The sequence below is a fragment of the Arthrobacter zhangbolii genome, from assembly GCF_022869865.1.
In the GTDB taxonomy this organism is placed as follows: Bacteria; Actinomycetota; Actinomycetes; order Actinomycetales; family Micrococcaceae; genus Arthrobacter_B; species Arthrobacter_B zhangbolii.
This window is the reverse complement of record NZ_CP094984.1, coordinates 2,102,107-2,128,415: the sequence shown is the minus strand read 5'-3', so window position 1 is coordinate 2,128,415 and position 26,309 is coordinate 2,102,107. Positions and strand designations below refer to the sequence as shown.

General features: G+C 64.5%; 28 protein-coding genes, 2 tRNA genes and 1 pseudogene. 19 read left to right on the top strand and 12 right to left on the bottom strand.

Annotated features, from left to right (window positions below; genetic code table 11):
* Window positions 1-35 precede the first annotated feature (35 nt).
* The 10 genes from nadD (at window position 36) to MUK71_RS09860 (ending at window position 7,344) form a co-directional block, all read left to right on the top strand.
* Window positions 36-701 carry a nicotinate-nucleotide adenylyltransferase gene (gene nadD, locus MUK71_RS09905; RefSeq protein WP_227901965.1) on the top strand — a complete coding sequence of 222 codons (666 nt, stop codon included), beginning with the start codon at window positions 36-38 and terminating at the stop codon, window positions 699-701.
* Window positions 702-725: 24 nt separating this feature from the next.
* Window positions 726-2,234: a hypothetical protein gene (locus tag MUK71_RS09900; protein WP_227927679.1), complete on the top strand. Its 1,509-nt coding sequence runs from the start codon at window positions 726-728 to the stop codon at window positions 2,232-2,234.
* A 24-nt stretch (window positions 2,235-2,258) separates the two neighbouring features.
* A complete protein-coding gene (gene rsfS / locus MUK71_RS09895) occupies window positions 2,259-2,639 on the top strand; it encodes a ribosome silencing factor (protein ID WP_227901596.1) in 381 nt (126 codons plus the stop codon).
* 9 nt (window positions 2,640-2,648) lie between these two features.
* On the top strand, window positions 2,649-3,332 hold the full coding sequence (locus tag MUK71_RS09890) for a histidine phosphatase family protein (RefSeq protein ID WP_227901598.1): 684 nt from the start codon (window positions 2,649-2,651) through the stop codon (window positions 3,330-3,332).
* A 126-nt stretch (window positions 3,333-3,458) separates the two neighbouring features.
* Window positions 3,459-3,534, top strand: a tRNA-Ala gene (locus tag MUK71_RS09885).
* A gap of 70 nt (window positions 3,535-3,604) precedes the next feature.
* Window positions 3,605-3,680 (top strand) — tRNA-Ala (locus tag MUK71_RS09880).
* Window positions 3,681-3,844: 164 nt separating this feature from the next.
* Window positions 3,845-4,531 (top strand): nicotinamide riboside transporter PnuC, encoded by a 687-nt coding sequence (pnuC, locus tag MUK71_RS09875; protein ID WP_227901599.1) that lies wholly within the window; start codon window positions 3,845-3,847, stop codon window positions 4,529-4,531.
* A complete protein-coding gene (locus tag MUK71_RS09870) occupies window positions 4,528-5,634 on the top strand; it encodes an AAA family ATPase (RefSeq protein ID WP_227927680.1) in 1,107 nt (368 codons plus the stop codon). The genes pnuC and MUK71_RS09870 overlap by 4 nt, the downstream gene beginning before the upstream one ends.
* The gene (locus MUK71_RS09865) at window positions 5,634-6,377 is read left to right on the top strand and encodes an NUDIX hydrolase (protein ID WP_227927681.1); all 744 of its coding nucleotides are present in this window, start codon (window positions 5,634-5,636) and stop codon (window positions 6,375-6,377) included. Before MUK71_RS09870 ends, MUK71_RS09865 begins: the two co-directional genes overlap by 1 nt.
* 67 nt (window positions 6,378-6,444) lie before the next feature.
* Window positions 6,445-7,344: an NUDIX domain-containing protein gene (locus MUK71_RS09860; RefSeq protein ID WP_227927682.1), complete on the top strand. Its 900-nt coding sequence runs from the start codon at window positions 6,445-6,447 to the stop codon at window positions 7,342-7,344.
* 7 nt (window positions 7,345-7,351) lie between these two features.
* Here MUK71_RS09860 and MUK71_RS09855 read toward each other — a convergent pair whose 3' ends face one another.
* The 3 genes from MUK71_RS09855 to MUK71_RS09845 form a co-directional block, all read right to left on the bottom strand.
* Window positions 7,352-8,107, bottom strand: coding sequence for a lysoplasmalogenase family protein (locus MUK71_RS09855; RefSeq protein ID WP_227928072.1), 756 nt, complete (start codon window positions 8,105-8,107; stop codon window positions 7,352-7,354).
* 96 nt (window positions 8,108-8,203) lie between these two features.
* On the bottom strand, window positions 8,204-9,508 hold the full coding sequence (locus MUK71_RS09850) for a D-arabinono-1,4-lactone oxidase (RefSeq protein ID WP_227927683.1): 1,305 nt from the start codon (window positions 9,506-9,508) through the stop codon (window positions 8,204-8,206).
* Window positions 9,505-10,794 (bottom strand): alanine racemase, encoded by a 1,290-nt coding sequence (locus MUK71_RS09845; protein ID WP_227927684.1) that lies wholly within the window; start codon window positions 10,792-10,794, stop codon window positions 9,505-9,507. Before MUK71_RS09845 ends, MUK71_RS09850 begins: the two co-directional genes overlap by 4 nt.
* 204 nt (window positions 10,795-10,998) lie before the next feature.
* Here MUK71_RS09845 and MUK71_RS09840 point away from each other — a divergent pair, with 204 nt between their 5' ends.
* Both MUK71_RS09840 and MUK71_RS09835 read left to right on the top strand, forming a co-directional pair.
* On the top strand, window positions 10,999-12,096 hold the full coding sequence (locus tag MUK71_RS09840) for a fatty acid desaturase family protein (protein WP_227927685.1): 1,098 nt from the start codon (window positions 10,999-11,001) through the stop codon (window positions 12,094-12,096).
* A 61-nt stretch (window positions 12,097-12,157) separates the two neighbouring features.
* On the top strand, window positions 12,158-13,231 hold the full coding sequence (locus tag MUK71_RS09835; RefSeq protein WP_227927686.1) for an App1 family protein phosphatidate phosphatase: 1,074 nt from the start codon (window positions 12,158-12,160) through the stop codon (window positions 13,229-13,231).
* 33 nt (window positions 13,232-13,264) lie between these two features.
* Here the strand turns inward: MUK71_RS09835 and MUK71_RS09830 are convergent, their stop codons facing one another.
* The 3 genes from MUK71_RS09830 to MUK71_RS09820 form a co-directional block, all read right to left on the bottom strand.
* Window positions 13,265-13,729: a hypothetical protein gene (locus MUK71_RS09830; protein ID WP_227927687.1), complete on the bottom strand. Its 465-nt coding sequence runs from the start codon at window positions 13,727-13,729 to the stop codon at window positions 13,265-13,267.
* Window positions 13,730-14,000: 271 nt separating this feature from the next.
* The gene (locus MUK71_RS09825) at window positions 14,001-15,095 is read right to left on the bottom strand and encodes an FUSC family protein (RefSeq protein WP_227901612.1); all 1,095 of its coding nucleotides are present in this window, start codon (window positions 15,093-15,095) and stop codon (window positions 14,001-14,003) included.
* A gap of 40 nt (window positions 15,096-15,135) precedes the next feature.
* A complete protein-coding gene (locus tag MUK71_RS09820; protein WP_227901613.1) occupies window positions 15,136-16,074 on the bottom strand; it encodes a LysR family transcriptional regulator in 939 nt (312 codons plus the stop codon).
* A 440-nt stretch (window positions 16,075-16,514) separates the two neighbouring features.
* Between MUK71_RS09820 and nrdH the strand changes: the two genes are divergently transcribed.
* From nrdH to nrdF, 4 genes are all read left to right on the top strand, one after another.
* Window positions 16,515-16,760 (top strand): glutaredoxin-like protein NrdH, encoded by a 246-nt coding sequence (gene nrdH / locus MUK71_RS09815; protein ID WP_227901614.1) that lies wholly within the window; start codon window positions 16,515-16,517, stop codon window positions 16,758-16,760.
* A gap of 106 nt (window positions 16,761-16,866) precedes the next feature.
* Window positions 16,867-17,373 (top strand): class Ib ribonucleoside-diphosphate reductase assembly flavoprotein NrdI, encoded by a 507-nt coding sequence (gene nrdI / locus MUK71_RS09810; protein WP_423724588.1) that lies wholly within the window; start codon window positions 16,867-16,869, stop codon window positions 17,371-17,373.
* A complete protein-coding gene (gene nrdE, locus MUK71_RS09805) occupies window positions 17,370-19,508 on the top strand; it encodes a class 1b ribonucleoside-diphosphate reductase subunit alpha (protein WP_227901617.1) in 2,139 nt (712 codons plus the stop codon). The genes nrdI and nrdE overlap by 4 nt, the downstream gene beginning before the upstream one ends.
* A 54-nt stretch (window positions 19,509-19,562) precedes the next feature.
* Entirely contained in the window at window positions 19,563-20,537 is a 975-nt protein-coding gene (gene nrdF, locus MUK71_RS09800) for a class 1b ribonucleoside-diphosphate reductase subunit beta (protein WP_227901618.1), read from the top strand.
* Between the two features lie 240 nt (window positions 20,538-20,777).
* On the opposite strand, the gene MUK71_RS09795 is transcribed toward nrdF, so the two are convergent.
* The 3 genes from MUK71_RS09795 to MUK71_RS09785 form a co-directional block, all read right to left on the bottom strand.
* Window positions 20,778-21,257: a hypothetical protein gene (locus MUK71_RS09795; protein ID WP_227901619.1), complete on the bottom strand. Its 480-nt coding sequence runs from the start codon at window positions 21,255-21,257 to the stop codon at window positions 20,778-20,780.
* A 280-nt stretch (window positions 21,258-21,537) separates the two neighbouring features.
* The gene (locus MUK71_RS09790) at window positions 21,538-22,209 is read right to left on the bottom strand and encodes a hypothetical protein (protein ID WP_227927688.1); all 672 of its coding nucleotides are present in this window, start codon (window positions 22,207-22,209) and stop codon (window positions 21,538-21,540) included.
* Between the two features lie 426 nt (window positions 22,210-22,635).
* Window positions 22,636-23,202 carry an MOSC domain-containing protein gene (locus MUK71_RS09785; RefSeq protein ID WP_227927689.1) on the bottom strand — a complete coding sequence of 189 codons (567 nt, stop codon included), beginning with the start codon at window positions 23,200-23,202 and terminating at the stop codon, window positions 22,636-22,638.
* Between the two features lie 130 nt (window positions 23,203-23,332).
* On the opposite strand from MUK71_RS09785, the gene MUK71_RS09780 reads away from it, so the two are divergent.
* The 3 genes and pseudogenes from MUK71_RS09780 to MUK71_RS09770 all read left to right on the top strand — a co-directional run bounded on the left by MUK71_RS09780 (window position 23,333) and on the right by MUK71_RS09770 (window position 24,415).
* On the top strand, window positions 23,333-23,773 hold the full coding sequence (locus MUK71_RS09780; protein WP_227927690.1) for a hypothetical protein: 441 nt from the start codon (window positions 23,333-23,335) through the stop codon (window positions 23,771-23,773).
* A gap of 279 nt (window positions 23,774-24,052) precedes the next feature.
* A pseudogene (locus MUK71_RS09775) lies at window positions 24,053-24,205 on the top strand (DivIVA domain-containing protein); the annotation flags it as partial.
* Window positions 24,206-24,244: 39 nt separating this feature from the next.
* Window positions 24,245-24,415 (top strand): DivIVA domain-containing protein, encoded by a 171-nt coding sequence (locus MUK71_RS09770; protein ID WP_227928074.1) that lies wholly within the window; start codon window positions 24,245-24,247, stop codon window positions 24,413-24,415.
* Between the two features lie 8 nt (window positions 24,416-24,423).
* Here the strand turns inward: MUK71_RS09770 and MUK71_RS09765 are convergent, their stop codons facing one another.
* The 3 genes from MUK71_RS09765 to MUK71_RS09755 are packed head-to-tail and all read right to left on the bottom strand — an operon-like array spanning window position 24,424 to window position 26,252.
* Window positions 24,424-24,795, bottom strand: coding sequence for a serine/threonine protein phosphatase (locus tag MUK71_RS09765; RefSeq protein WP_227927691.1), 372 nt, complete (start codon window positions 24,793-24,795; stop codon window positions 24,424-24,426).
* A gap of 23 nt (window positions 24,796-24,818) precedes the next feature.
* Window positions 24,819-25,388: a DUF1697 domain-containing protein gene (locus MUK71_RS09760; RefSeq protein WP_227927692.1), complete on the bottom strand. Its 570-nt coding sequence runs from the start codon at window positions 25,386-25,388 to the stop codon at window positions 24,819-24,821.
* Window positions 25,389-25,418: 30 nt separating this feature from the next.
* Window positions 25,419-26,252, bottom strand: coding sequence for an SDR family oxidoreductase (locus tag MUK71_RS09755; RefSeq protein WP_227927693.1), 834 nt, complete (start codon window positions 26,250-26,252; stop codon window positions 25,419-25,421).
* Between the last annotated feature and the right edge of the window lie 57 nt (window positions 26,253-26,309).

The following is a 26,309-nucleotide window of genomic DNA, read 5'->3' as shown; positions in this document are numbered from 1 at the left end:
CCTGACACGTGGAGTCAGCGGAGGCGTTCTTCCCCATGGGTGAACCGCAGAGCACCGATAGGAACGGTACACCCAGGGTTCGCCTGGGCGTGATGGGTGGAACCTTTGACCCGATCCATCACGGCCACCTGGTAGCGGCCAGCGAAGTGGCGTCCATGTTCAACTTGGACGAAGTCGTTTTTGTGCCCACGGGCGAACCGTGGCACAAGCCGGCCGCCCAGCAGGTCAGCCCTGCTGAGCACCGGTACCTTATGACCGTGGTAGCCACCGCCTCCAATCCCCGCTTCACGGTCAGCCGGGTGGACATCGACAGGCCCGGCCCCACCTACACAATCGATACGCTGCGTGACTTAAAGGCGGCCCGGCCGGATGCCGAACTGTTCTTTATCACCGGTGCCGATGCCATGGCCCAGATCCTGTCCTGGAAGGACATCCAGGAACTGTGGTCCCTGGCGCATTTTGTAGGCGTGACCCGTCCCGGGCATGTGCTTGAAGACGTCGGCCGCGAGGATGTCTCGCTGATGGAGGTGCCGGCCATGGCCATCTCCTCCACGGACTGCCGACGGCGGGTGGCTGAGGGGAAGCCGGTCTGGTACCTGGTACCGGACGGCGTGGTTCAGTACATAGCTAAGCACCGCCTCTATGCCCCCGCCGGCCAGGCGGCAAACCACGTGGAAACCAAAACAGAACCAGTAGCGTAAACACACATACCGGATGGGTAGGAAATGACTAACGGTCCAGAGTCTGCAGAAGCGCCGAGGCGCAGCCGTAGGGCGGCTGACGCACCGGTGGATTCGCCGGCCGGCCCGCGGGAACGTGAATCCCAGCAGCGTGCCCGCGACCGCGAAGCACTGCGTGCCTACAAGGCGCTGGCCGAAACGCCGGAACGCAGTGACTCCGGAACCGCTCCTCCCACCCGCCGCCAGCTTCGGCTGCAGCAGCAGCAGCGGGCTGCAGCGGCGAACACCAGGTCCTCAGCACCGGCGGCGCTGGGCGGGAATGACGCCGTAGCACCGGTTCCGGAAGCGACCTCCGTCCCGGAACCGTCGAAACCGGCGGCCGCTGCTACCTCCGCTGACGCGGCGCCCCTGCGCCGTGAACGCCGCCGCCAGCCGGCTGCCGATGCTGCCAGGGAACAGGCTTCCGAGGGCCGGACCAGGGCTGAAACCGGACCCGATGCATCCGCCCGCGGTGGTTCAGCGCAAGAGGCTGTATCGGCAAAGCCCGTGCATGCCGGGGAGAAGACCGACTCGCCGAAGACCCCCGGGAAGCCGGCGCACGGAGTCGAGTCCCGGCGTCGGGCCCGTAATGCCGGTGCGGGTTCTGCTGCCCCGGCAGCGGACGGCCCCGAAACGGAAAGCCCGGCGGCGCCAACCGCCGAAGCCCAGACCCCTGAAGCCCAGACCCCCGAAGCTCAGACCCCTGAAGCCCAGACCCGCTCAGCCCGGGAAGGCAAGGGCCGGCCCGGAACCGCCAAGCCGGCCAAGGGTGCCGCGGGTGGTGAGACCGCCGGTGATCCCAACGCCGACATTGCCGGCATGACCGTTGAGCAGGCACTGGCCGCCCGCGAGGCACTCGAGGGCCAGGCCCGTAACCAGATCGCCGCCATGGAAGCCATGCAGGCGGATGATCCGCACGCGGTTGACCTTGAACTGCTGGCGCAGCAGAAAGCCCTGGCTGAGCGTGCAAAGGTCCTGAACCGCCGCACGGAGGCCATGCAGAAACTCTCCCGGGAAAACGAGGAGCGCAGGCCTTCCTCCAACGATCCGTCGACGGCGCACAATCTGGCCATGGTCACACCGCTGGAGTTTGTGAAGGTGCCCGGGATGGAACATCCCGTCATGAAGGCACCACCCACCTCCCATGTGCCGATTGTGACGTCATCCACTCCCAAGGCGGATGCCCCGCCGGCGCGGTCCCTTCCCGTGGTCCCGGGCAAGGCGCCGACCAGGCAGCCTGCGGGCGCCCCGCGCCGCACTGCGGACGCCGCGGATGTGCGGCATTCCCGGATACTGGCCCGCGCCGATGCGCTGGTGAATCCGCCCCTGGCGTCCGAAGAGGCCGCACGGCCCGTCGGTGCCCGCAACGCCTTCGGCCTGGACCCACTTGATGTTATGACGGCCGGACTCGGCCGTACCCGGAAACTGCGTTTTGCCGTTTTCGGTGTTGCAGGTCTGGGCACACTTGCCCTGATCGTCGGAGTACTAATGATCGTCGGCGGCCTTGGCGGCTGACCGATTACACCAAGGAGAACCACTTTGAGCGCCACCGAATCATCCATCGCCATTGCACGGGCGGCGGCCAAAGCGGCGTCTGCCAAGATTGCCGATGACATTGTTGCTATCGACGTCAGTGAACGGCTTGCCATCACCGACGTTTTCCTCATCGCCTCAGCCTCGAACGAACGCCAGGTCAACTCCATCGTTGACGGCATCGAAGAGGAACTGTCCAAGATGGACCTCAAGCCGGTCCGCCGCGAAGGACGCAGCGAGGGCCGCTGGGTGCTCCTGGACTACGCAACTGTTGTAGTGCACGTCCAGCATGAGGAGGACCGGGTGTTTTACGCACTGGAGCGCCTGTGGAAGGACTGCCCGGCGGTTGACCTTCAGCTGGAAGACGCCCCTGCGGGCGGCGAGTAAGCACAGAGCATGAGTGCCCCTGCCCCCTGGGATCCCGGGTCCGCTTCCCGCCGGCTGGTGTTCTGGCGGCACGGGCGTACCGAGTGGAACCGGGTGGGACGGTTCCAGGGCCAGCAGGACATTGCCCTGGACGCGGGCGGTGAAAGGCAGGCGGCCCACGCCGCGCAGGTGCTGCGCCATCTGCAGCCCGATGCCATCATCTCCTCCGACCTGGGACGTGCCCTGAACACGGCCCTGGCCCTGGCCGCGCATACGGCACCGGCGGTAGTTCAGGACAAACGGCTGCGGGAGACCTACGCCGGGCAGTGGGAAGGGAAAACCTTCGCCCAAATAGCCGAGCAGGACGCTGCGATGCTGGCAGCTTGGTCTGCCGGTGTCGGCAGCGTCCGCGCCGGCGGCGGCGAAACACGTGTCGACGTCGGCATGCGCGTTGCAGAAGCGGTGAACGAGGCCGTGCAGGACGTGCCGGCCGGTGGAACCCTGGTGGCCGTGAGCCACGGGGGAGCGATCCGCGCGGGGATCTGTGCCCTGCTCGGGCTGCCCACTGAATCCTGGGCAGTCATCTCCGGTGTCTCCAACTGTCACTGGTCAGTGCTGCAGGAAACCCCGGACCGGCATGGCCGTCCGGCCTGGCATCTGACCCAGCACAACGTGGGCCTGGACTCCCTCCCCACCGGACCGGTAGAGGGCTGAAAACCCCGCCGCACGGCCCGTTAAACCGGGCCCGGGCTGGATTTTGCGCTCCTGCCGATTTGTACTAAGGTAGAGGAGTTGCTTCGCCCCGGTCACCGGAAAAGTGAGGCGAACAACTCAAGTTTTGGGGCTGTGGCGCAGCTGGTAGCGCACCTGCATGGCATGCAGGGGGTCAGGGGTTCGAGTCCCCTCAGCTCCACCAAAACCTTCGGGAAACCGAAGGGTTTGCGGTGGAAAGAAATCCTCTGGATTACTACAACACTGAAATATTTGGGGCTGTGGCGCAGCTGGTAGCGCACCTGCATGGCATGCAGGGGGTCAGGGGTTCGAGTCCCCTCAGCTCCACCAAATATTCATGGAAAGTGCCTCGCCTTCGGGCGGGGCTTTTTTATTGCCGGAATGCCCCGGCCCCATGCGCGGCCGCTGGTCCGGATGGTGGCTGAGGTCACACATCCGGTTCACCTGGGGCCTATCCCTTCCTGTCCAGCCGGTCTAGGCTACTAATTGTCATAGTGACAATAAATAAGGACGTGGACGCCATGGACGCAATACTGGACTGGATGAATGCCCCGGCAGCAGATCTGCTCGGAGCGCCCGTCAGCTGGATAGAAGTTATCGGGTTTGTTACCGGTGCGGCCTGTGTCTACGGCGTCGCCCGGCAGCGGGCATGGAACTGGCCAATCGGCATCATCAACAACGTAGCCTTTATGATCCTGTTCTTCGGGGCCGGCCTCTACGGGGAGACCCTGCTGCAGGCTGTGTTCGCAGCCGTCTCCGTATATGGGTGGTACAACTGGGTCCGCGGAGCCAGGGAGACCAACTCCACCGGGGACCTGCCGATCCGGGACGCAGGCCCCAGGGAGCTTGCGTGCGGGGTGGGGGCCGTAGCCCTGGCCACGGTGGCCATAGCCATGATCCTCACCCATGGAACCGACTCCGAGGTTCCCTGGCCTGATGCCTTTGTCCTTGCCGCATCGCTCCTGGCCACCTACGGACAGGCCCGGAAGATTTTCCAGCACTGGTACGCCTGGATTGTCATTGATCTGGTCAGCATTCCGCTGTACTTCTCCCGGGGCCTGAACCTCACCGCAATCCTGTACATGGGATTCCTGGCCCTCTGTATCTACGGGCTCGTTGATTGGAAGCGCACACGCAATGCTGCGGCCCCCGCCGCCGCGGCAGGAAAGGTCCCGGCATGAACCGCTATGGCCAGGGCGTCATCATCGGCAAGTTCTACCCGCCCCACGCCGGCCACCGGCACCTGATCGCCCGTGCAGCGGAGCAGTCGGACCGGCTGGCAGTGGTAGTGCTGGGCAGCCGGTTTGAAAGCATCACCTTGGAGGACCGGGTGAAGTGGCTTACCGCGGAATTCGGGCAGGGGAACGTCAGCGTCGTCGGCATGCCCAATGATGCCCCCGTGGACTATTCCTCGGCGGCCATGTGGAAGGCCCACAACGAGTCGCTCCGCCTGGCCCTGAAGATGCATGGCATCACCTCAGTGGACGCGGTCTTCAGCTCGGAGGAGTACGGCTGGCAGCTCGCCGGCGACTTCGGTGCGGCCCATGTGCCGGTGGATCCTTCCCGCGTGACCCACCCGGTCAGTGGCACTCTGTGCCGCGATGACCTTGCCGCGGCCTGGCCCAACATTATTGAAGCGGCCCGGCAGGATCTGGCCGTCCGGATCATTGTGGTGGGCGCACAGTCCACCGGCACCACCACCCTTGCCCGTGCCCTGACAGCGCACTACCGCTCCCGCTATCCGGAGCTTGCCGACGTTCCGGAATACGGCCGGCAGTACACCTACGAGAAGTTCGCTGCGGCGCAGGCTGCCAGTCCGGGGTCCGCGCTCTCCGACATGATCTGGACCGCCGCGGACTTTGCCCACATCGGTGAACGGCAGAATCAGCTGGAAAACGATGCAGCGGCCCGGTGCCCCCTGGTCATAGCCGACACCGACGTCATCACCACCGCACTCTTCGAACGCGTCTACATCGGTGAACAGAGCTACGGGTCCTACCGCGCCGTCGAGCAATTGCCCCGACGCGATCTCTACCTCGTTACGGACCACGACGGCGTTGCCTTCGAGGACGACGGGTGGCGGGAAGCCGGGCACCCCCGGGAAGAGATGACGGAGTGGTTCAAGGAAGAGCTCACCACGGCCGGACACTCATGGATCCTGATGTCGGGGGACCACGCCGAACGCCTGGCCACGGCCACCCGGATCACTGATCTGATCATCGAGGACCGGTTCCGCTTTTCGTCCCCGCCCTGGGCCACGCGCACGGTACTGGCAGGAGTCTGATGTCTGACGATGAATACCGCTTCCTCAGGGACTATGACCCGCGGGCCTACCCGTCGGTTGCCCTGGCAGCGGACCTGGTGGTTTTCGCCGTCTCGGCCGGAACGCTGTACACGGCAATGGTGCGCCGCCGCGACCGGCCCTGGGAGGGGGCCCTGGCCCTGCCCGGTGGCTTTGTGGGACCGGAGGAGGACGCCCTCGAGGCAGCCTGGCGTGTGCTGCGGGAAAAGACCGGCCTGGAGCTGGGGGAGCACCGCGCCCACGTTGAGCAGCTCGCGACCTTCAGCTCCCCCCGGCGGGACCCGCGCATGCGCGTGGTATCTGTGGCGCACCTGGCGCTGCTGGAAACCGACGGCAGGGCACTGCCGGTCCTGAGCGCCGGCACAGGGACCGCAACGGCGCAGTGGATGCCGGCGTACGACGTCCTGGCCAATGAGAAGCCGGCCTTCGACCACCGGGACATCCTCACGGCTGCCGTTGAACGGCTCGCGGGCAAAATCGAGTACACACTTACCGGTGCAAAGCTGCTCCCGGAGGAATTCACGCTGAATCAGCTGCGCCGTGTCTATCAGGCCGTGTGGAACGTTCCCCGGCTTGATCCCGGGAACTTCACCCGGAAAATGGCGGGCGCGCTGCACGATACGGGCCGTAAGGCCGGCCGGGCCAAGGGTGCACCGGCCACCGTCTACACGGTTGCGGACGAGCACCTGAGCCCGCCCCTGGTCCGGCCCGCACGAAGGGACTAGGCGCAGCCCGCTGTCCGGGCGGGGCTGCGCGGCAGCTGTTTCCGGCCGGTTATGGCAGGCTGGGCGCATGAGTACTGGACCTTCTGCGCCGGGCGGAGCGGGCCGGCCGCCGCGCGATTCAGGAGACGCCTGGACGACGGCGCCGGATGGCCGGCGTTACTGGGGCCGGTTCGGTGCGGCGGGGCTCCTCGCTTTTGATCCGCAGCGCGGAATCCTGCTCCAGCACCGGGCGGGCTGGAGCCACCACGGCGGGACCTGGGCGCTGCCCGGGGGAGCCAGGCACCGGAATGAATCGGCGCAGGCCGCTGCCCTGCGTGAAGCCGCGGAGGAGGCAGGGGTACCGCAGGCGTCGATCCGTCCGCGGATGATGAGCGTCCTGGACCTTGGTGTCTGGACGTATTCCACCCTGCTGGGGGACGTGGTGCAGGCCTTCGAGCCGGTCATCAGCGATCCCGAGAGCCTGGCGCTGGAGTGGGTGCCGGTGGGGGAGGTGGAGTCCTTCCCCCTGCACCCTGCGTTCGCGCGCTCCTGGCCGCGTCTTGCCGCACTGCTCCAGATCCGGCCGGTGGTAGTGGTGGACGCAGCCAACGTTATCGGCTCCGTCCCTGACGGATGGTGGAAAGACCGTGCAGGTGCCGCTGCCCGGCTGCTGGCCGCGGTCGGGGACCTGCAAGCGCGCGGGATGCCGGGTCCGGTGCTTGATCTGCCGGAAGGGCTCTGGTTTCCCGGGTTCGTGGTTGTTGTGGAAGGGGCGGCCCGCGCGGTCGCCGAACCGGAACCGCCGCTCCGCCTGGTCCGGGCGGACGGATCCGGGGACGACGCCGTCGCCCTCCTGGCCAATCAGCTGGCCGGGAGCGGACACCGTGTCACGGTGGCCACCAGTGACCGGGAACTGGCCGAACGCAGCCGCCGGGCGGGCGCTTCGGTCATGAGTGCCGGTCTGTTCCGTGAACGGCTTGGGTATTAGCGGCCGGTTAGGATGCCAGCGGCCTCGCCGGCCGCGCTGCCAGACCGGCCTGCTTCCCCTCCGCGGTGCGGGGCGAAGTACGGTGCAGTGCAATTCCCGCTACGAGCAGGCCCTGCCCGGCGCAGTACGTCAGCATCACCATGCCGCTTGTCCAGTCCGGCATGGCCTCCGGCATAAAGATCCGGAAGGAGAGGATGGTGTCCGAGGCGAGGAACAGCAGGCCGCCCGAAGCCACTGCCTTGCCGCAGCGGGCCGCCGTCGCCGCCGTTCCGGCCAGCACAATTCCGTACGCTGCCACCGCCGGGGCGAGGGAGCCGAGGGCCGGCCACAGCGCCACCAGCATGGCTATCCACCACAGTGGAAATACCAGTGCCCAGCGGGGAAAGGGCCGGTCCGCGATGTGTCGGGTCATGAGCCAGATGTAGCAGATATGGGCGATCCCGAAGGATGCCAGCATTACCGGCAGTTCCGGTGCAAAGGGAAACAGGGTTGCTGCCCCGTCACCGAACCAGGAGAACAGCAGGGCTGCCAGCAGCAGCACTGCCGGCACCGCGAGGGAGCGCCCGGTCCGGGGACCGGCTCCCCGGAATGCCCAGACTGCGCCGACCGCCAGCAGCGGCATCAGGGTCAGCTTTGTCGGATCCGCTATGTCGGCAGCACCGGCGAACCTGGCACCCACATGGATCACGGAGAGCGCAATAAAGGGCACGAAGCCCCACCACCATCTCCGGGGGAGGGAAGGGGTCCGATCATGGGCGGGCATTGATGTCACGAAGGTTCCTTTGGCTCGGGCTGCCCCCATCCTAGGGTGCGGCCGGCTGGATAACGGGCAGGCGGAGTGGAGCCGCATGCTGCGTCGTCATGGCCCCAGCACCCGGTCGAGATAGGCGTTGGCAAAAACCCGGTCCGGATCCAACCGGTCCCGAACCGCCAGGAAATCCGTGAAGTGCGGATACCGGCCGGCCAGGTCCGCCGCGGTAAGGGTATGCAGCTTCCCCCAGTGGGGCCGCCCGCCGTGTGCCAGCATCACCTCTTCGACGGCGTCGAAGTAGTCCCGGTACTCCTCCCGGTAATACCGGTGTACGGCAATGTAGGCGGTGTCCCGTCCGTGGGCAGTGGATAGCCAGAGTCCGTCGGCCGCCGCCCAACGCACTTCCACCGGAAACGAAATCCGCCACCGGCGCTCCCGGACCAGCTGTCGCAGGGCCGTGAAGGCGGACTCCAGCCGTGCCGCCGGCAGGGCGTACTCCATTTCCCGAAACCGCACCGTGCGCCGCTGCGCAAATACCCGCTCAGAGGCGTCAGCGTACTCCCGGCCACCCAGCATCCGGGCGGCTGCGCGGTTCACTGCCGGAATGACTGCCGGCGCTGCCCGGCCTGCGGCGCAGGTGGCACGGAAGACGGTGTTGGACAGTACGGTCTCGTCCAGCCACCGCCCCGCAGGGGACAGCGGCCTGCGCTGTGCCGTGCCCGGCAGGCGGGTATTGGTTTTAGTGGCGGCGCGGTCTGTGTGGGGAAACCAGTAGAACTCGAAATGATCCGCCGCCTTCACCCGGTCCGTGAGTCCGGCAAGGACCTCCCCCAGCGGTTCGGACCGTTCTTCGGCGCGGAGGACAAAGGCAGGTACACATTGAAGGGTCACATCGGCAATCACCCCGAGCGCACCCAAGCCCAGTGCGGCGGCCGGAAGCAGCGGATCATCGTGGGTCAGGTCCAGAAGCCCGCCGTCAGGCTGGACCAGGGTCAGGCCGCGGACCTGCGTTGAGAGCCCGCCGAACGCCGCACCGGTACCGTGAGTGCCGGTGGAGATGGCGCCGGCGAGTGACTGCCGGTCGATATCCCCGAGATTGGGCATGGCCAGCCCATAGGGTGCCAGCAGCGCCGGGACCTGGTACAGCCGGGTGCCGGCCAGCAGCCGTACCCTGCCCGTTTCGGTGTCTGCACTGACCAGCCCCTGCAGGCCGTCCAGGTTCAGCTGGACTCCGTCGGTGGCGGCAGCAGCCGTAAAGCTGTGTCCGGCGCCCACCGCCTTCACCCTCAGTCCGGCAGCTGACGCCCGGGCCACGCTGCGTTGCAGATCTGCCATTCCGGCGGGACGTTCGCTCCGCAGCGGTACAGCGGTGACGTTCCGCCCCCAGTTCCGCCACACGTTATCCACGCTCACAGGAACGCCTTCCCTTCGCCACGGTAGGTGGGCAGCACTCCGACTACCTCCCCGGACTCCACCAGATGGTATTCATTGACGTGTTCGGCCGGCTCACCGCTCTTGGGGTGGCGGAACCAGACCCGGTCCCCGGGGCGCAGCCGACGTGCTTCACCGCCGCGCAAAGGGGTCTGCACTTCACCGGCTCCTTCCCGCGGCAGCAGGCTCAGTCCCGGCGGCCAGACAGGCTGCGGGACGCGGGATGCTCCCGGGGGTCCGGAACCGATCCACCCTCCGCCCAGTATGGTGGCGGTATCCGGTGCGGGCCGGCGCACGACGTCGAACGCGAAGGCCGCCGCGGGGGCGGGGGAGAAGGAACGGTAGGTATCAAAGAGGTGCCCGGCAAAAAGGCCGGACCCCGCGGTGATCTCGGTCACGGAGGCATCTTCGCGGGTTGCCTCCACGGAGCCGGTGCCGCCGCCGTTGACGAATTCAAGATCCGCCAGGTTCCGCAGCTCCCGGGCAATCCTGCCCCGCCGCGCGCGGAGCTCCGCCATGGACCGGGACTGGATGCGGCGCATCAGGGCATTTCCCGCCCGGGCGCCGGGAACGGCATCGCCCACGCCGGCGACCTGCGCTTCGTACATCATCAGGCCCACCAGTTGAAACCCCGGGCGGGCGGCTATCCGGGCGCCCAGCCCCACGGCGTCGTCCGGACGGTGCAGGGGAGAGCGGCGGGTTCCAATAAAACCCAGGACCGGCGCCTGCCAGGACGCGTCCACATCCAGGCAGATCCGCACAGGCGCGCGCCGGCCGGGGGGAGCCAGGGAATCCACCAGGTCCAACTGGGATTCCTCATCCACCATCAGGGTTACCCGTGCAGCGAGCCGGTCGTCACCCAGCAGGCGGCTCAGGGACGCACGGTCCGTGCTGGGATAGCCCACCAGGACGTCAGCACAAGTCTCCGCCAGCCATAAGGCCTCCGCCAGTGTGTAGGCGAAAACGCCGCGGAACCCCGGAGCCCGCAGCAGGGACTCAATAATGCCGCGGACACGCAGTGATTTGCTGGCGATCCTCAGCGGGACGCCGTCGGCACGCCGAACCAGGTCAGCCGCGTTGAAGCGCAGGGCCTCCATGCCCAGCACTGCCACGGGCGCCGGAAGCCCGGCTGTCGCATCGGACAGGGAAGGCCAGTACGCCGCGGGAGTCAGCCAGGGGCGGGGCGGGGCACTGCTGCTTTCCTGCGCGGACTGCGGAAAGAACTGCAGTCCGCCTTTCCGGCTTCCGCCGCTGACGTCGCCGGCCATATGCCCTCCTCCGTTTGGAACAGCCTAAACGCAGTGTCCAGCGGTGCGGAGACAGGCGCGCGGACACCCCGGGAGTCAATACGGCGGCGCAGATTACGGAACGGTCACAGCGAAATACCAGCATTCCGGGTTAGGGTGGTCACATCTACAGAACGAATCCGTTCACCACCTCGGCTGGGAAGTCGCAGACGACCAGAAGGCCGAATGAGCATAACCGCACCCCCCACTGCACCCGTAAATGATGAGCCGAGTGAAAAGAAGCCCCGCCGGGCCAGTATCACCAGCACCTACTCCGGACTGCTTAAGGCCGTCCGTGACGAGGGCCTGCTGAAGCGCCGGCGGTCTTTCTACATCACCACCGCCGCATTCCTGTTCGCCGGACTTATTGCCGCTGCAACGGGATCATTCTTTATTGGGGAAAGCTGGTTCCAGCTGCTGATCGCCGCCGCACTGGGGGTGCTGCTGACCCAGCTCGCTTTCATTTCACACGAGGCTTCGCACCGCCAGGTGTTCGAATCCGGTCCGGCAAATGACCGGGCAGGCCGTTTCCTGGCCAACGCAGTGGTGGGCATCAGCTACCAGTGGTGGATGAACAAGCACAGCAGGCACCACGCCAACCCGAACACCGTGGGCAAGGACCCGGACATCGAGATGGACACCATCTCCTTCCTGCCGGAACAGGCCGCGCGGCAAAAGGGTTTTATGGCATGGTTTGCACGCCGGCAGGGATGGCTGTTCTTCCCGATTCTGATGTTTGAAGGCATCAACCTGCACGTCACCTCCATCCGGCACCTGTTTTCCAAGAACGCGGTCAAGGGCCGGGCCTGGGAAATCACCGTTGTCCTGCTGCGGCTGAGCCTCTACCTGGCAGCTGTCTTCTTCTTCCTTCCCGTGGGTATGGCGTTCGCGTTTATCGGTGTCCAGATGGCAGTGTTCGGCGTGTACATGGGCGCTTCCTTTGCCCCGAACCACAAGGGCATGCCGATCATTCCGAAGGACTCCAAGGTGGACTTCCTCAGCCGGCAGGTGCTGACCTCACGCAACATCGTGGGCCGCGGCATGAACACCCTGATGGGCGGGCTGAACTACCAGGTGGAGCACCACCTCTTCCCCAGCATGCCCCGGCCGCACCTGGCCCGGGCCAGCGAACTGGTCAAGGAACACTGCGCCAAGCACTCCATCCCCTATACGGAAACCACCCTGCTGCAGTCCTACGGGATTGTGGTGAAGTATCTGAACAAGGTGGGCCTTGCCGCCCGCGATCCGTTCGACTGCCCGGTGACAACGAAATACCGGGTCTAACGCAGGGAAGCCGATGCGGCCGCCGGAAACGGCGGCCGCCCGTTTCTGACAGACTGGGAAAATGGCACACAACACGACGGACCGTCCCGCCGGGAAAACCCCGGTTGCCCACCTCGGTATGCGCCTGGAGGATTCCCTGCATGCGTGGCGTGAGGAACATGCCCGAAAGCGGGGAGACGTTCAGACTGTCCTGCCGTTCACCGGGTACGGTTCCACCACCTGGGTGCGGGTGCTGGGCCGCGTCGTCCTGGCCAAGCCCGGATACTTCCGCGGAAACGAAAAGTCCCTGGCGTCCAAGGCCATTGCCGACGGCATCCGCGGCTGGCGCAACTTCATCAGCCCCCCGGTCAACAAGGCCACCATCACTGTTCAGGTGGGGGACAGCAAACACGTAGTCACCGCGGACCGCGGCGGCGTGATTGATGTTCGCCTGCCAGCGCAGATGGAGCCCGGCTGGACCACCGTGACCCTGCATTCCGAGGACGGGGAAGAAACGGTGGCCCCGGTCTATGTGGTGGATCCTGCGGCCAGGGTGGGTGTGGTTTCAGACATTGACGACACCATCATGGTCACCGCCCTGCCGCGGCCGATGCTGGCAGCCTGGAACACCTTTGTGCTGGATGAACACGCACGCACCCCCACCCCCGGCATGGCCGTGATGATGGACAGGCTCGCCCGCCAGAATCCGGTAGGCCCGGTCTTTTACCTCTCCACCGGAGCATGGAACGTGGCAGCAACACTGACCCGTTTCATCACGCGGAACCTTTACCCTGCCGGCCCCCTGCTGCTCACCGACTGGGGCCCCACCACCGACCGCTGGTTCCGCAGCGGCCAGGCACACAAGCGCACCCAGCTGGCCCGCCTGACGGAGGAATTCCCGGACATCCAGTGGCTGCTGATCGGCGACGACGGCCAACATGATGAAGAGATCTATGCCGCCTTCGCGCAGGAACACCCCGACAAGGTGCGGGCTATTGCCATCCGCCAGCTCTCCGCCGGCGAAGCCGTCCTGGCTGGCGGACGGACGGGCCGTCCCGGCCAGACACCGGTTGACGTGCCGTGGATCTATGCACCTGACGGGGCGGGAATGTCACGGCAGCTGGCCGAGCTGGGCCTGCTCACCGAGGCCGAATAGGGGGAGGGGCCGCGCCGCGGGTCCGCCGCGGAGTCAGGCCCGGTCCGCCTTGGTGACCGCTACTTCCCAAACCGTGCCTTCGGTCCCGGTGGCCGTGATCTGCAGTTCACGCTCACCCGTCGTTATGTCCTGTTCCAAGCCGCTGATGTCCATGGTGGTGGTATGGGTCAGGCCCTCGGTCATGGGGCAGGTCATCTGCACAAAACCGATCCGCGCAACCTCTACCCTGATGGTGTCCTCCCGGTCGCAGGCCACCTCGAACTCAAGGGCCTCCGAATCCGTGGTGAGTCCTTCGACCGTCATGGAGCCGGGCGCGCCGTCGTCGTTGGTCTTGATCCGCGTGACGAGCGGGCCCCTGTCCCGGGGTTCAGCGGCAGGCGTACCGGTCACCGATCGGGTTTGCTCTGTCACCGGGACTTCAGTGGCGGCGGTGTCCGTGGAACCGCCGTCTGTCTCCATTCCGGAACATCCGGAGGCGGCCATGACGGTCACCGCCATGGCAGCGAATATCGTGCCTGTACTCCTGTGCATTTTCGCTGGCATTTGGTTCCCCCTGTACTCGGGAGGCCCACCATAAATGTCTGCCCGGATTCACGGGCGGCCGACCCCAACGGATGGTGCGTCAACTTTCCACTATGTAGTGCGAGTCTGCCACTGTGCGGAAAAGTGTCAACCGTTGCCTGCGGGTGCAGGGTTCCCTGAGGGCCGCCCTTCCCAGCGCTGCTGCGGCATTCAGACATTGGAAAGAATTGTTCCCGATGTCCTGCAACTACTGTTCGGCCACCGTACTAACGGTGCGCAGGATGCGGCGAAGGTCCATGGCCATTGCCGCGGTGGCATCTACCGGACTGTCGGCGGAACCCGAGGTGTTCACCAGGCGCACCAGCTCGACCAGGGACTCGGTGGCCGCCGCATGCTCGTCGCTTTCCGGATCCCAAACCTCCACGGCTTCAGCGCACGCCGCCACGGCCCTGGCCAGCGGCTCGGCCAGCGGCGCCGGGACTGCCACGTTCTCCGGGTTGCGCCAGATGGCGTCCGTGAGCACGTCTGTCATGTCCTTAACGTGTGCCGTTGCGCGCTCCATCGCCCGCAGGGCCCGGTAGTCGGCGTCGAAGTCGCGCCGGTACTTGCGGCTGCGGATATTTCCGTGGCGGCTGCTGTCAGCCAGTTCCACGGCCTCCCGAACCTCGCCGGTAAGCCCGTCCAGCTCGCTTTCGCGACGGGACCATTCCTCATGCTCCGGCGGCCAGGTTTCTCCTAGGGCGCTGCCCATGTCCCGCAGCTGCCTGGCAAGTGACTGGCGCAGGGCCACGAGTCCGTTCACGACGCCGTTCAGGTGCAGCGGCGGGAACACGGTGGCGTTGACGACCAGCCCGACGACGACTCCGACCAGCATCTGCACCATATAGCCGAAGGAATACCCGTCCGGATCATCACCGCCTAGTACCAGTACAAACAGTGCGGCGACAGGCACGTAATCCCGGCCCGAGGCGCCCAGATGGGGCAGGCCGGCCAGCAGGACGCCGAGTCCCACAATCAGGGAAATGGTCAGGACATTCGGGGCACCGAAGAGCAGCGCGCCCAGGGCCAGGGCCATGCCCACCACGAGACCGGCCAGGGTCTGCAGGCCGGTTCGCAGGGAACCGAAGACGGTGGGATACATGCTCACCAGCGCGCCCAGCGGTGCGTAGTACGGGTACTGTGATGCCACCCCGGGGACGTGCGGGGCCAGGGTCCAGGCAATGCCGACGGCGATGGCAGCCTTCAGTGCGAGCTGAAGGCGCGTGTAGCGCAGGAAGCCGGTAACCCGGTTGGTGACGGCACTGAATGACCGTTTGTAGAGGGACTGTTCGCCGGTGGTCATTAGGCCAGTATTGCCCCGGCGGTGCCGGGACGACGATTTTTCAGCCGTCCCGGCTGCCGGATGTGGGCAGCGGCACAATGCTCCGACTGCCCAAAACGTCCGCCAGCCGGTCCAGGAACAGGCGCACCTGCACGTTCTGTTCGTGAATAAGAAGGGCGAAAATGCTGCGGGCCAGCCGGATCTCCGGCACGTCCAGCACCACCGTCCCCGCGGGCCGGTTCAGCATGGCCAGTTCCGGCACCAGGGCCGCGCCCAGGCCTGCCGCGGCCATGGCCAGGCTGGCGTTGAAGTCATCGCACCATGCAGAGACCCGGGGGTGCAGGCTGCAGCTGGCAAACAGCCGCTCAATCACCAGTGCATCCGGCGTGCCGGGATGATGCATGATCCAGGGCATGCCGGCGAGCTGCTCGGCAGTGACTTCCGCGCCGTCGCGGATTCCCCAGGACTCCGGCAGCACCACCCTGAAATTGTCATCCCCGAGCCACTGGCGGCTGATCGTGGACGGCCAGGCAAGTCCGCCCTGACCCACCTGGTACACCAGTGCGACGTCCAGGTCCCCGCCGGTGCGCAGTCCCTGGATGGTTTGGGCAGGCTCGGCAACGGAGAGCTTCAGGCTGATGCCCAGCTCCTGCCAGCCGGGGGAGGAGAGCAGCTCCGGCAGGGCGAACGTGGCGAGGCTGGGAAAGATACCCAACCGCAGTTCGTGTCCGGTGTCCTGGCCGGTCCGCGCAGCTGCGGCCAGAAGTGCGTCCATGTCCGTCAGCACCTTCGCGGCGTGCCGGGCCATCACAACGGCGGCCTCAGTGGGGGAGGCCGTGCGGGCAGAGCGGACAAACAGCTGGGTGCCCGTGTCCCGCTCGAGGGCGGACATCTGCTGCGACACGGCGGAGGCGGTGTACCCCAGGCGCAGGGCTGCGGCGGCGAAGGAGCCGGTACGGAGCACCTCAAGGAGGGTCTTCAAATGGATCGGGTTCACCATGCCAGCTCCTTCTTCGTTGCCCCGGGGCGTCGACCACAATATCTAGTGTTCGGGGGTACTAGAGGCGACACGCCCACGGTACGCGACACGCAAGCATCTTGCCGATCTCGTCACATGTGCATTCGGTTCTGCACAGGCTGTGGAGAACCCTGCCGGAACCGCGTAAACCTCACGAATACCGCGGTAATCCCTGTGCACAAACTGTGGACGAAGACCCCCTGTAATGACATACTTGTAATACATCATGTGGGGGTTCCCCCTAGAGGTGCGCACTAGATGTAGTGTCTGGGCAGGTAACTGGATGTAGTATCTAGGAACAGACTTCGAGCTTCACAGAAAGCTCCCGCATCACCGCAGCAACAGACTTCACCCGGCTACAACCAGCAACCAAAACCCAGCAACAGAACAGCTTTCACAGCTTCACTAGGGGAGACCAGACCATGACCGTTACGGTTTACACCAAGCCCGCCTGCGTTCAGTGCAACGCCACCTACCGCGCCCTCGACAAGAAGGGCATTGTGTACCAGAGCGTGGACATGTCCCAGGACCCCGAGGCCCTTGAGCGCGTCCGTTCCATGGGCTACATGCAGGCCCCCGTTGTCGTCACCGAGCAGGACTCCTGGTCCGGCTTCCGTCCCGACAAGATCGAAGAGCTGGCCCAGGCGCAGGTCTCCTCCGTCGCCTAAGAATCCCACGGGCCCTGCGGCCCACGGTTTCCCTTAGCAGCACCTCGCATCACCGCACCATGCACCACGCACCACCCGCGCAGAACCCGTCAGGAGCGCAGCAACCATGACACTGGGGATGGCAGACCAGGCCGGCATTCCGGCAGAGGCATCCGCAGAAGAGAGGCACCCGGAAACGGACGCGTCCCTGATTTACTTCTCATCGGCCTCCGGGTACACCCGACGCTTTGTACAAAAGCTCGGGGTCCCCGCGGCCCAGCTCCCGCTCCACACTCCCCGGCCCACCCTGCTGGCCCGCCGGCCCTATGTGCTGCTGCTCCCCACCTACGGGGGAACCGCAGCACAGCCGGGGGCCGCGGCCAAGGGCGCCGTGCCCAAACAGGTCATCAAGTTCCTGAACAACGAGCGCAACCGCTCCTTGATCCGGGGAGTGATTGGGGCGGGCAACACAAACTTCGGGGACTCCTATTGCCTCGCGGCGGACATCATCGCCGTGAAATGCCAGGTCCCCGTGCTGTATCGATTTGAACTCATGGGCACGTCCGAGGACGTCGCCAAGGTTAACGAAGGATTGGAAAAGTTTTGGACACATCAGTCGCAGAAGCCGGCATGACAGCCTCCAAGGAGCTCCCCGAGGCTTACAAGGACCTGGGCTATCACGAGCTCAACGCCATGCTGAACCTGTACGGCAAGAACGGCGAGATCCAGTTCGACGCCGACCGCGCTGCTGCGCGCCAGTACTTCCTCCAGCACGTTAACAACAACACGGTGTTCTTCCACGACCTGGAAGAGAAGCTGGAATACCTGGTGAAGAATGAGTACTACGAGCGCGAAACGCTCGACCAGTACTCCATGAACTTCATCAAGGACCTTTACCAGCGTGCCTACAAGAAGAAGTTCCGTTTCGAGACCTTCCTGGGCGCGTTCAAGTTCTACACCTCCTACACGCTGAAGACCTTCGACGGCAAGCGTTACCTGGAGCGCTACGAGGACCGCGTGTGCATGGTTGCGCTGCACCTTGCCCGCGGCGACGAGAAGCTGGCCGTGCAGATGGTGGATGAAATCATCGAGGGCCGCTTCCAGCCCGCCACCCCCACCTTCCTGAACGCCGGCAAGGCCCAGCGCGGCGAGCTGGTCTCCTGCTTCCTGCTGCGCATCGAAGACAACATGGAGTCCATTGGCCGCTCCATCAACTCCGCACTGCAGCTCTCCAAGCGCGGCGGCGGCGTGGCCTTCGCGCTGACCAACATCCGCGAGGTCGGCGCGCCGATCAAGCAGATCGAGAACCAGTCCTCCGGCGTGATCCCCGTGATGAAGCTCCTCGAAGACAGCTTCTCCTACGCCAACCAGCTCGGTGCCCGCCAGGGCGCCGGTGCCGTGTACCTGCACGCCCACCACCCGGACATCAACCGGTTCCTGGACACCAAGCGTGAGAACGCGGACGAGAAGATCCGCATCAAGACCCTCTCCCTCGGCGTCGTCGTTCCGGACATCACCTTCGAACTGGCCAAGCGCGACGAGGACATGTACCTGTTCTCCCCGTACGACGTCGAGAAGGTCTACGGCATGCCGTTCTCCGACATCTCGGTCACCGAGAAGTACTACGAGATGGTGGACGACGCCCGGATCAAGAAGACCAAGATCCGTGCCCGCGAGTTCTTCCAGACCCTTGCCGAGATCCAGTTCGAGTCCGGCTACCCGTACATCATGTTCGAGGACACGGTAAACCGTGCCAACCCGATCGACGGCAAGATCATCATGTCCAACCTGTGCTCGGAAATCCTCCAGGTCTCCGAGCCCACCACGTACAAGGATGACCTGTCCTACGACGAGACCGGCAAGGACATCTCCTGCAACCTTGGCTCGCTGAACATCGCCAAGACCATGGACTCCCCGGACTTCGGCCGGACCATTGAAACAGCCATCCGTGCGCTGACCGCTGTCTCGGACATGAGCCACATCGGCTCCGTTCCGTCCATTGCCAAGGGCAACGACCAGTCCCACGCCATTGGCCTGGGCCAGATGAACCTGCACGGCTACCTGGCCCGCGAGCGGGTCCACTACGGTTCCGAAGAGGGCATCGACTTCACCAACATCTACTTCTACACGGTGGTCTACCACGCCGTGCGGGCCTCAAACCTGCTCTCCATCGAGACCGGCCGCAAGTTCGCCGGCTTTGAGCGGTCCAAGTACGCCACGGGTGAGTACTTCGAGAAGTACATCAACTCCGAATGGGTACCGCAGACCGAGCGGGTGCGCGAACTGTTCGCCGGCGTGAAGATCCCGACCCAGGCTGACTGGGCCGAGCTGCGGGATTCGGTGATGGCCCACGGCATCTACAACCAGAACCTGCAGGCCGTGCCGCCCACCGGCTCGATCTCCTACATCAACAACTCCACCTCCTCCATCCACCCGGTGGCGTCGAAGATCGAGATCCGCAAGGAAGGCAAGCTGGGACGTGTCTACTACCCGGCCCCGTACCTGACCAATGACAACCTGGAGTACTACCAGGATGCTTACGAAATCGGCTACGAGAAGATCATCGACACCTACGCCGCTGCCACGCAGCACGTGGACCAGGGCCTGTCCCTGACGTTGTTCTTCAAGGACACCGCCACCACCCGCGACATCAACAAGGCGCAGATCTACGCCTGGCGCAAGGGCATCAAGACCATCTACTACATCCGCCTGCGCCAGCTCGCCCTGGAAGGCACCGAGGTTGAGGGCTGCGTTTCCTGCATGCTGTAAGGCCTGCACCAACCGCACTCCCTCCCCGGAACTTTTGAAGACAAGGAATCATTCATGACCGAGAAGCTGAAGCTGATCGACCACGTGCAGGCGATCAACTGGAACCGCATCCAGGACGAGAAGGACGTAGAAGTCTGGAACCGTCTGGTCAACAACTTCTGGCTCCCCGAGAAGGTGCCGCTGTCCAACGACGTCCAGTCCTGGAACACGCTCACCCCGGAAGAGCAGCAGCTGACCATGCGCGTGTTCACCGGACTGACGCTGCTGGACACCGTCCAGGCCACGGTTGGCGCCGTGTCCCTGATCCCCGATGCGCTCACCCCGCACGAGGAAGCGGTCTACACGAACATCGCGTTCATGGAGTCCGTGCACGCCAAGAGCTACTCCTCGATCTTCTCCACCCTGGCTTCCACCAAGGAGATTGACGAGGCGTTCCGCTGGTCCACCGAGAACGAGAACCTGCAGAAGAAGGCGCAGATTGTCACCGAGTACTACCGCGGTGATGATCCCCTGAAGCGCAAGATTGCCTCCACCCTGCTGGAGTCCTTCCTGTTCTACTCCGGCTTCTACCTGCCGATGTACTGGTCCTCCCGGGCCAAGCTGACAAACACTGCAGACCTGATCCGCCTGATCATCCGCGATGAGGCCGTGCACGGCTACTACATCGGCTACAAGTTCCAGCGCGGACTGGAGACCCTGCCGGAGGAACGCCGGCAGGAACTGAAGGACTACACGTACGAGCTGCTCTTCGAGCTGTACGAAAACGAAGTCCAGTACACGCACGATCTTTACGACGGCGTCGGCCTGGCCGAGGACGTCAAGAAGTTCCTGCACTACAACGCCAACAAGGCGCTGATGAACCTTGGGTACGAGGCCATGTTCCCGTCCACCCTGACGGACGTGAACCCGGCCATCCTTTCCGCCCTGTCCCCGAACGCCGACGAGAACCACGACTTCTTCTCCGGCTCCGGTTCCTCCTACGTGATCGGCAAGGCCGTGAACACGGAAGACGACGACTGGGACTTCTAGTTCCGTTTTTCAGCACCCGGGTGGTTGGCTGCTGAAGAACTAAAAAATCCGCAGTAAAAACCCGCGGCACCGGATCGAAAGGTCCGGTGCCGCGGGTTTTTACTATGAGCTGACAACTTAGTTGGCCAGTGTCAGGCAACTTACTGAAGCCCGGCGGCCGGGTGGCGGTGATCATCGCGGCCGTCTCGGAGCTGCCGGGTGACGGCCAGGCCCAGTGTCCACCACCGCGGGAGGGGAGATTCAGCGCGGCTCTGATCCGCAGTACATTTTGACATTCCAGTCCCAGAAACTGCCGTTCCGGATACATTCTGCCTTGTACTCAACTCCGTCGTAAGTGATTACTTCCTGGGATTGGCCTCTGGTGTCTATATATTCGAACCACACCATTTTATCTTCAGTTACAAAGCAGGTCTTGGACGACGAGAGAAAGCCGGAATCATCACATTTCGACATTTTCATGCTATTGCCTGAAGAATCCTCGTACTCCCAATCTCTCTTCCTTCCGCTGTCTGGTGCGACTTCCCTGACCCTGTGCTCTGAGGTGGCGAACTCTGCGGGGACAGGGAGCCGTTCATCAACCGCACGGGTTTGATCGGAGAAAAGTATAGCGACAGTAATCACAGCGCTGACCGTGGCGATGAGGAGTAGGAACTTAGTGAAGGTTTTCAATGCAATCTTCCGGTGCGGGGACTCAATAAAGGCGATGCTTGATTCCCTCAAGGAGTGCCAGCCCTAAAATATTGATGTTTCTGGAGACTCTGAATATTCAGCGCTTGCAGTCGCGGCTGCTCTTTGTGTCTACATGTGTGCGGCACAGTCAATGAAACGCGGCGGGATTCGGATGCCCAGGCGACGAGCCTGAACCAGGGGCATCTCCCGGGTGTGCCTAGACGCACGACCGCCCCGCTCGGTCCCAGAAGGCTCCGGGCGGGGCGGGGCGATGGGGCGGACGCCTGTGCAGAGTTCCGTTTCCCTTCGGCGGCCTGGGGTGCAGTGGGATCTACAGGCCGGCGGCAGCGATGACCGGGCGCATTTCGTCGGCAAAGTCCGCTTTGTTGAGCGCAACATGGCCGGCGTGGGGTGCACGGAAAGCCGGTCGGCTGTCGCCGAACGCCTTGCTGAATGCCTGGTAGGTATCGAAACCGAGGCAAATAACGGGGACTTCGGGAGCGGCGCCGATGATCTCCATTTCCCGATCAAAGACAGCCGTCATCAGCTTGTTGATACCGGCTTCGTATTCCGGACCGCCCGCCTTGAGCTTGTCTTTAAGCTCCTTCGAGTTTCTGGTTGGAAGTCCCTTGTAAAAGTCGGTGATGTAGGCACCCTCCAAGGGCGTTCCAGCAGTGCCGTAGGCCGTCAGGTAGTCACGGCTGCCGCAGTGGAAGTTTGCCCAGGGCTGTCCGGCACCCGCACCGGGTGCGTGCGTCCCGCTGTTGAAGCCAAGCAGGATGACGTTGTTATGGATGATGTCCTTGAGGGCGTCGTAGGATTCCACCACCGTCATGTCCTGGGATGCCTTTACGGGGCCTACATCTGTGCGCTTGCTCCAGACGGCCCAGCTCGCGTGCTGGCTGAAAGGGCCGCCCGGTTCTGAGACAAGCCAGTCGGGAGCTTCGATTTTGCCGAAGACGTCCTCTGTCATAAGTGTCGAGAATTGGCTTTCCGAAATCATGCTTCCCCCATTGTGTAATTTTTCGGCGTGGGCGCCATCCTAACGCGTTCGCCTGTCTTTCCTCTGCTGGACCTGTGCAGCGCCCTTATTGCCGGCGCACTCGTTGCGGGGGCTTCGCGTCCGATCAGCGATTACCTCCTCGTAATCAGGAGGCTGGTCGGCGGCAGCCCAGATGGACTCCCGGCAGAACGGTTGGCCAACGACACTGGAGGCTGACCATCTATCTCGGGATATGGCTAAGTAATGCGGAATCTCATAAGCACTGCCGCGGCGGGCCTTCGAGGCCTGCTGCGGCGCGTTGCTTTAACCCAGCTATGGTCAGGCTGTGATGGGGGACGTTGCACGCACCCGTCAGCGTCTTGCCGCCGTGCTCGAAGCCGGGGGATTCAATCACTTGCGGGCCCCGTCCACAAACCAGGAGGGCACCTAGGGCAGCCGGCCGGGGCGCAGCAGCGAGGGGTCTCCCGCCCGGGCAGGGTCTAGCGGGACCGGGCTGATCAGCACCGCAGGTCCCCGCTGCAGCAGGCCGCTGCTCACGGGCCGGCAGCGCAGCCCGCCCCGGCCCCGCATCGCCTTGTGTGCGCCGGGAGCCAGGACGGTATCCATCCACGCACAGGGGTGCGCGTGCCGGCCGCCGTGGAAGTCCACGCTGCCGCCGGGGGTCCGCAGGGTGAAGTCCTGTCCGATGAGCGGCACCAGTTCGGCGCCGCGAAGAACCACGTTGCGGCGGGTCAGCAGCGGATCGAAGGGGCCGGCACCAAGATCGGCCGCGATGGCTTCCAGGGACTCGACGGCAAACAGGGTCACGGCGGCGTCCATGTGGGCTGCCTTGCCGAAGAACCGGTCACCCACAATGCCCTTGCCCGCCACTACCTCTGCCCGATCTGCGTCGGCGGTCTCAACATCGGCGGGACCGTCCTTGGCGCGGCCGAAGTAGGCGTGTCCGCCCGAGACGAGCAAGTGCAGGATCTCGACGTCGTACGCGTAGCTCATGTCTCTACGCTATCCGTTTCTTCCGGTGCGCCGGCCGTCCCGGCAGGCCTCGCCGGCGGGCAGAAGGTGGTGGGCATACGCGCCGAAGCGTGCGAGGATATGCGAAATTGCCGCGGACGGGGGACATGGAATGAAAAGGACTGCTTCTGCGCTGGTGCTGCTGCCTGCGGCGTTCCTGTTGGCTGCCTGCACCGCTGCTTCCTCCACGGAACCGGCCCTGTCCTCCTTCGCCTCCGTTGATGAAGCCTACGACGCCGTTGCCGCGACCCTGGACTGCGATCCAGCCACCACGGCCGAGCCTGTGACCGTGGAGATTGACGGCTATTTGCCCCAGTACCGTATGTGCACTGAAACGGTCGAGATCATCCGCTACGACAACGAGGCGGACCGGATGGAGGCCACGGAACTGATCGAGGGTGCGGAGAACGGGCCCGGCTATTTTGCCGAAGGGAACAATTGGCATGTGCTGGTCCTTCCGGGCCGCGACGGTACAGTTCCGGGCAGCAACGAAGTCTCCGAACTTGCTGACGCGATGGGCGGCAGGTTCGTCACTAACGGCGGCACGGAATAGCTAAAATAAAACCTGTGGGATTGCTGAAAGGAATCCGGTATTGCCGGTAGTATTCAGGGCGAATTGTTTTGGCAGACCGAGGAGAGGCAGCACATCATGTTCCTGGCGAATATTGCGGCAATGGCCCAGGAAAGCAGCGACGACGGCGGCTCCGTAATCCTTTGGTGGGCTCTGGGAATTGCCCTGCTGATTTACTTCGTGTTTTCACTGGTCAAAAAGTCCAAGACAGCGGCGGATAAGCAGCCGGGAGGGCAAAAAGCGGCGCAGGGCAACTCGGCAATGACGGCCGAGGACGTGGTGGCGCAGCGGTTCCAGCCGACCAAATTCAGGGAAGGATATGACCAGGATGAAGTGGACAGGTTCCTGGACACGATTGTCGGGGAACTGCGCCGGCTCCAGGAAGAAAATGAGCTGCTTCAACGGCACATCATCAATCCGCTCAGCCAGCCGGTGTTCACCGCGAACCCGGGCATGAGCGCAGATCAGGTCATTAACCAGAAGTTCTCGCCCACAAAATTCCGGGAGGGTTATGACCAGGACGAAGTGGACGACTTCCTGCAGAAGATTATCGCGGGGCTTCGACAGTGGGATGCGGAAAATGAGCAGCTTCGCGCCCGGATCTCCGGCAACGTGATCCCGTAAAAACGGTCCTAGCGCCCGGCCTGATGCAGCCGGTCGGTTGGGAGCAGGAGGACCGTGGCGGCAGTCATATCGACTGCCTTCGCAATGGCGCCTTCCGCTGTGGGCGCCACCGTGATCCGGTCCCGGTGGACTTCCTGGATCAGCACGGGGAGCCGTTGTCCGCCGTCGACGTCCAGCCACCAGTCCTCGGTGAACATCTGCAGCCCCAGATCATCGAGCAGGGTTTCGGCAGCATCCAGATCCCCGGGGCCGGTACGCATGCGGTGCAGGAGGTCGAAAGGCACGAACCTTCCGTCCTCGGTGACATGGATGTACCCGACGTGTTCGCCGTCCCAGCTGCGCCTGTGGTCAAAAGTATTCTCGGTCGGCATCGGATCCATGCATGGACCCTAGCACTGAGCGGTTAGAACAGGTCCCTGAGCTTCATGGTGGTGTTCCAGCTGCGGATGGTCATGGACTTGTACAGCGGGGACGCAACAATCGCGCTCAGCCGGCTCTTCGTACGCTCGGCGCTGAGCCGCTGGGAGTAGATCACGCCGTCGCCCGGCCAGACCGTGTCCACGCCCTCCCGCGGGCGGAAGGCACCCATGGCGGTTCCGGCGTCGATATCCATGAGGAAGACCGCATCGGAGTGGTACAGGTCCGGACGTTCGCCGAAGTTCTCCGGCTTCCGGTCCACCACCGCCTGCAGCTGATCCCGGGTCAGGACAAGGACCCTGATCAGTTCATCGTCAAGGTCGAAGTGCCGGGTCAGCGCTGCCTCGATGCCCCGCCCCACCGTGGCAGCGTCCTGATCCGAGGAGAGCAGGACGTTGCCGCTGGCAATGTACGTGGAAACGTCCCGGTAGCCCAGGTCCTCGAGGTGTCCCTTCAGGGCCTTCATGGGCACCTTGTTGCGGCCGCCAACGTTGATGCCGCGCAGCAGGACCAGATACGGGGTGTGCTCCGCATCCGGTCCCTGCTGCTCAGTCATGGAGCCGCCTTCCTGGCCGCCTCAGTACACCTAGCCGGCCAGCCTGCTGCGCCCGCCGGTTTCGACGGCGGCCACAACGCCGCCGTCAACCAGCAGGTCGGTGCCGGTGATGAAGCTGGAGTCGCGGCTGAGCAGGAAGGCAGCCGCATTGGCGATGTCTGCCGGGGTGCCTACCCGCTTGGTGCCGGACCCCTCGATCATGGCGCGCATCTGCGCGCCGGATTCTCCGGCAAGTTCCTGCTGGCCCATCGGGGTGGCAATGACCCCGGGGCTGATGCTGTTCACCCGTGCCCCGCGGGCACCCCAGCGCGGGCTGGCGGCCTGGACCCGGACCTGGTTGGCCCGCTTGGCCACGCTGTAGGCATATCCCGGGTTATCGATGCCGGCAACCAGCGGAAGCTGCAGGAGATCATCGGCGGTCTTGGCCGCGAGGCTGGCCAGATCCTCTGCGGAAAGCCCGCCGCCGCCCAGGTATCCGGCCATACTCGAAATCACGACGCCGGAACCTCCCGGAGCGATCACTTTCTCGAATTCCTCCAGCACCACGGCCACACCGAACAGGTCCACCTTCCAGATGGCCTCCACCGGGGCCTGGACGGGGGAGAGCCCGGCCGTGTGCACCACGCCCGTCACGGTGCCCAGCTCGCGCGCAGTGGCGGCAAGGGACGCCACCGAGTCGCGGGAGGAGACATCCACCTGGGCGGAGACGACGTCGAACCCCTCGCCGAGCGCTGCGGCATGCACCACTTCGAGCAGGTCCTCGTTGAAATCGGCCAGGAGGACCTTCCGGCCGGCCCCGGACCGGCGCAGCACGGCCAGTCCCATGCCGCCCACGCCAATGATTACCAGTACATCCGCTGCCATGATGCTCCTTTGTCCGGGAATGCCTTTTAGAGGGTCGGGAACCGCCCCGATGTGCCA

Excerpts from the sequence above, each read along its gene's own strand:
- MUK71_RS09780 (WP_227927690.1), top strand. The coding sequence starts at position 23,333 with ATGAAAAGGACTGCTTCTGCGCTGGTGCTGCTGCCTGCGGCGTTCCTG.
- MUK71_RS09840 (WP_227927685.1), top strand. The coding sequence starts at position 10,999 with ATGAGCATAACCGCACCCCCCACTGCACCCGTAAATGATGAGCCGAGT.
- nrdE (WP_227901617.1), top strand. The coding sequence starts at position 17,370 with ATGACAGCCTCCAAGGAGCTCCCCGAGGCTTACAAGGACCTGGGCTAT.
- MUK71_RS09860 (WP_227927682.1), top strand. The coding sequence starts at position 6,445 with ATGAGTACTGGACCTTCTGCGCCGGGCGGAGCGGGCCGGCCGCCGCGC.
- MUK71_RS09825 (WP_227901612.1), bottom strand. The coding sequence starts at position 15,095 with ATGACCACCGGCGAACAGTCCCTCTACAAACGGTCATTCAGTGCCGTC.
- MUK71_RS09870 (WP_227927680.1), top strand. The coding sequence starts at position 4,528 with ATGAACCGCTATGGCCAGGGCGTCATCATCGGCAAGTTCTACCCGCCC.
- MUK71_RS09820 (WP_227901613.1), bottom strand. The coding sequence starts at position 16,074 with ATGGTGAACCCGATCCATTTGAAGACCCTCCTTGAGGTGCTCCGTACC.
- MUK71_RS09890 (WP_227901598.1), top strand. The coding sequence starts at position 2,649 with ATGAGTGCCCCTGCCCCCTGGGATCCCGGGTCCGCTTCCCGCCGGCTG.
- MUK71_RS09755 (WP_227927693.1), bottom strand. The coding sequence starts at position 26,252 with ATGGCAGCGGATGTACTGGTAATCATTGGCGTGGGCGGCATGGGACTG.
- MUK71_RS09830 (WP_227927687.1), bottom strand. The coding sequence starts at position 13,729 with ATGGCGGTGACCGTCATGGCCGCCTCCGGATGTTCCGGAATGGAGACA.
- nrdI (WP_423724588.1), top strand. The coding sequence starts at position 16,867 with ATGACACTGGGGATGGCAGACCAGGCCGGCATTCCGGCAGAGGCATCC.
- MUK71_RS09790 (WP_227927688.1), bottom strand. The coding sequence starts at position 22,209 with ATGATTTCGGAAAGCCAATTCTCGACACTTATGACAGAGGACGTCTTC.
- nadD (WP_227901965.1), top strand. The coding sequence starts at position 36 with ATGGGTGAACCGCAGAGCACCGATAGGAACGGTACACCCAGGGTTCGC.
- MUK71_RS09770 (WP_227928074.1), top strand. The coding sequence starts at position 24,245 with ATGAGCGCAGATCAGGTCATTAACCAGAAGTTCTCGCCCACAAAATTC.
- nrdF (WP_227901618.1), top strand. The coding sequence starts at position 19,563 with ATGACCGAGAAGCTGAAGCTGATCGACCACGTGCAGGCGATCAACTGG.
- MUK71_RS09835 (WP_227927686.1), top strand. The coding sequence starts at position 12,158 with ATGGCACACAACACGACGGACCGTCCCGCCGGGAAAACCCCGGTTGCC.
- nrdH (WP_227901614.1), top strand. The coding sequence starts at position 16,515 with ATGACCGTTACGGTTTACACCAAGCCCGCCTGCGTTCAGTGCAACGCC.
- MUK71_RS09900 (WP_227927679.1), top strand. The coding sequence starts at position 726 with ATGACTAACGGTCCAGAGTCTGCAGAAGCGCCGAGGCGCAGCCGTAGG.
- MUK71_RS09765 (WP_227927691.1), bottom strand. The coding sequence starts at position 24,795 with ATGGATCCGATGCCGACCGAGAATACTTTTGACCACAGGCGCAGCTGG.
- MUK71_RS09760 (WP_227927692.1), bottom strand. The coding sequence starts at position 25,388 with ATGACTGAGCAGCAGGGACCGGATGCGGAGCACACCCCGTATCTGGTC.
- MUK71_RS09845 (WP_227927684.1), bottom strand. The coding sequence starts at position 10,794 with ATGGCCGGCGACGTCAGCGGCGGAAGCCGGAAAGGCGGACTGCAGTTC.
- MUK71_RS09865 (WP_227927681.1), top strand. The coding sequence starts at position 5,634 with ATGTCTGACGATGAATACCGCTTCCTCAGGGACTATGACCCGCGGGCC.
- MUK71_RS09855 (WP_227928072.1), bottom strand. The coding sequence starts at position 8,107 with ATGCCCGCCCATGATCGGACCCCTTCCCTCCCCCGGAGATGGTGGTGG.
- MUK71_RS09785 (WP_227927689.1), bottom strand. The coding sequence starts at position 23,202 with ATGAGCTACGCGTACGACGTCGAGATCCTGCACTTGCTCGTCTCGGGC.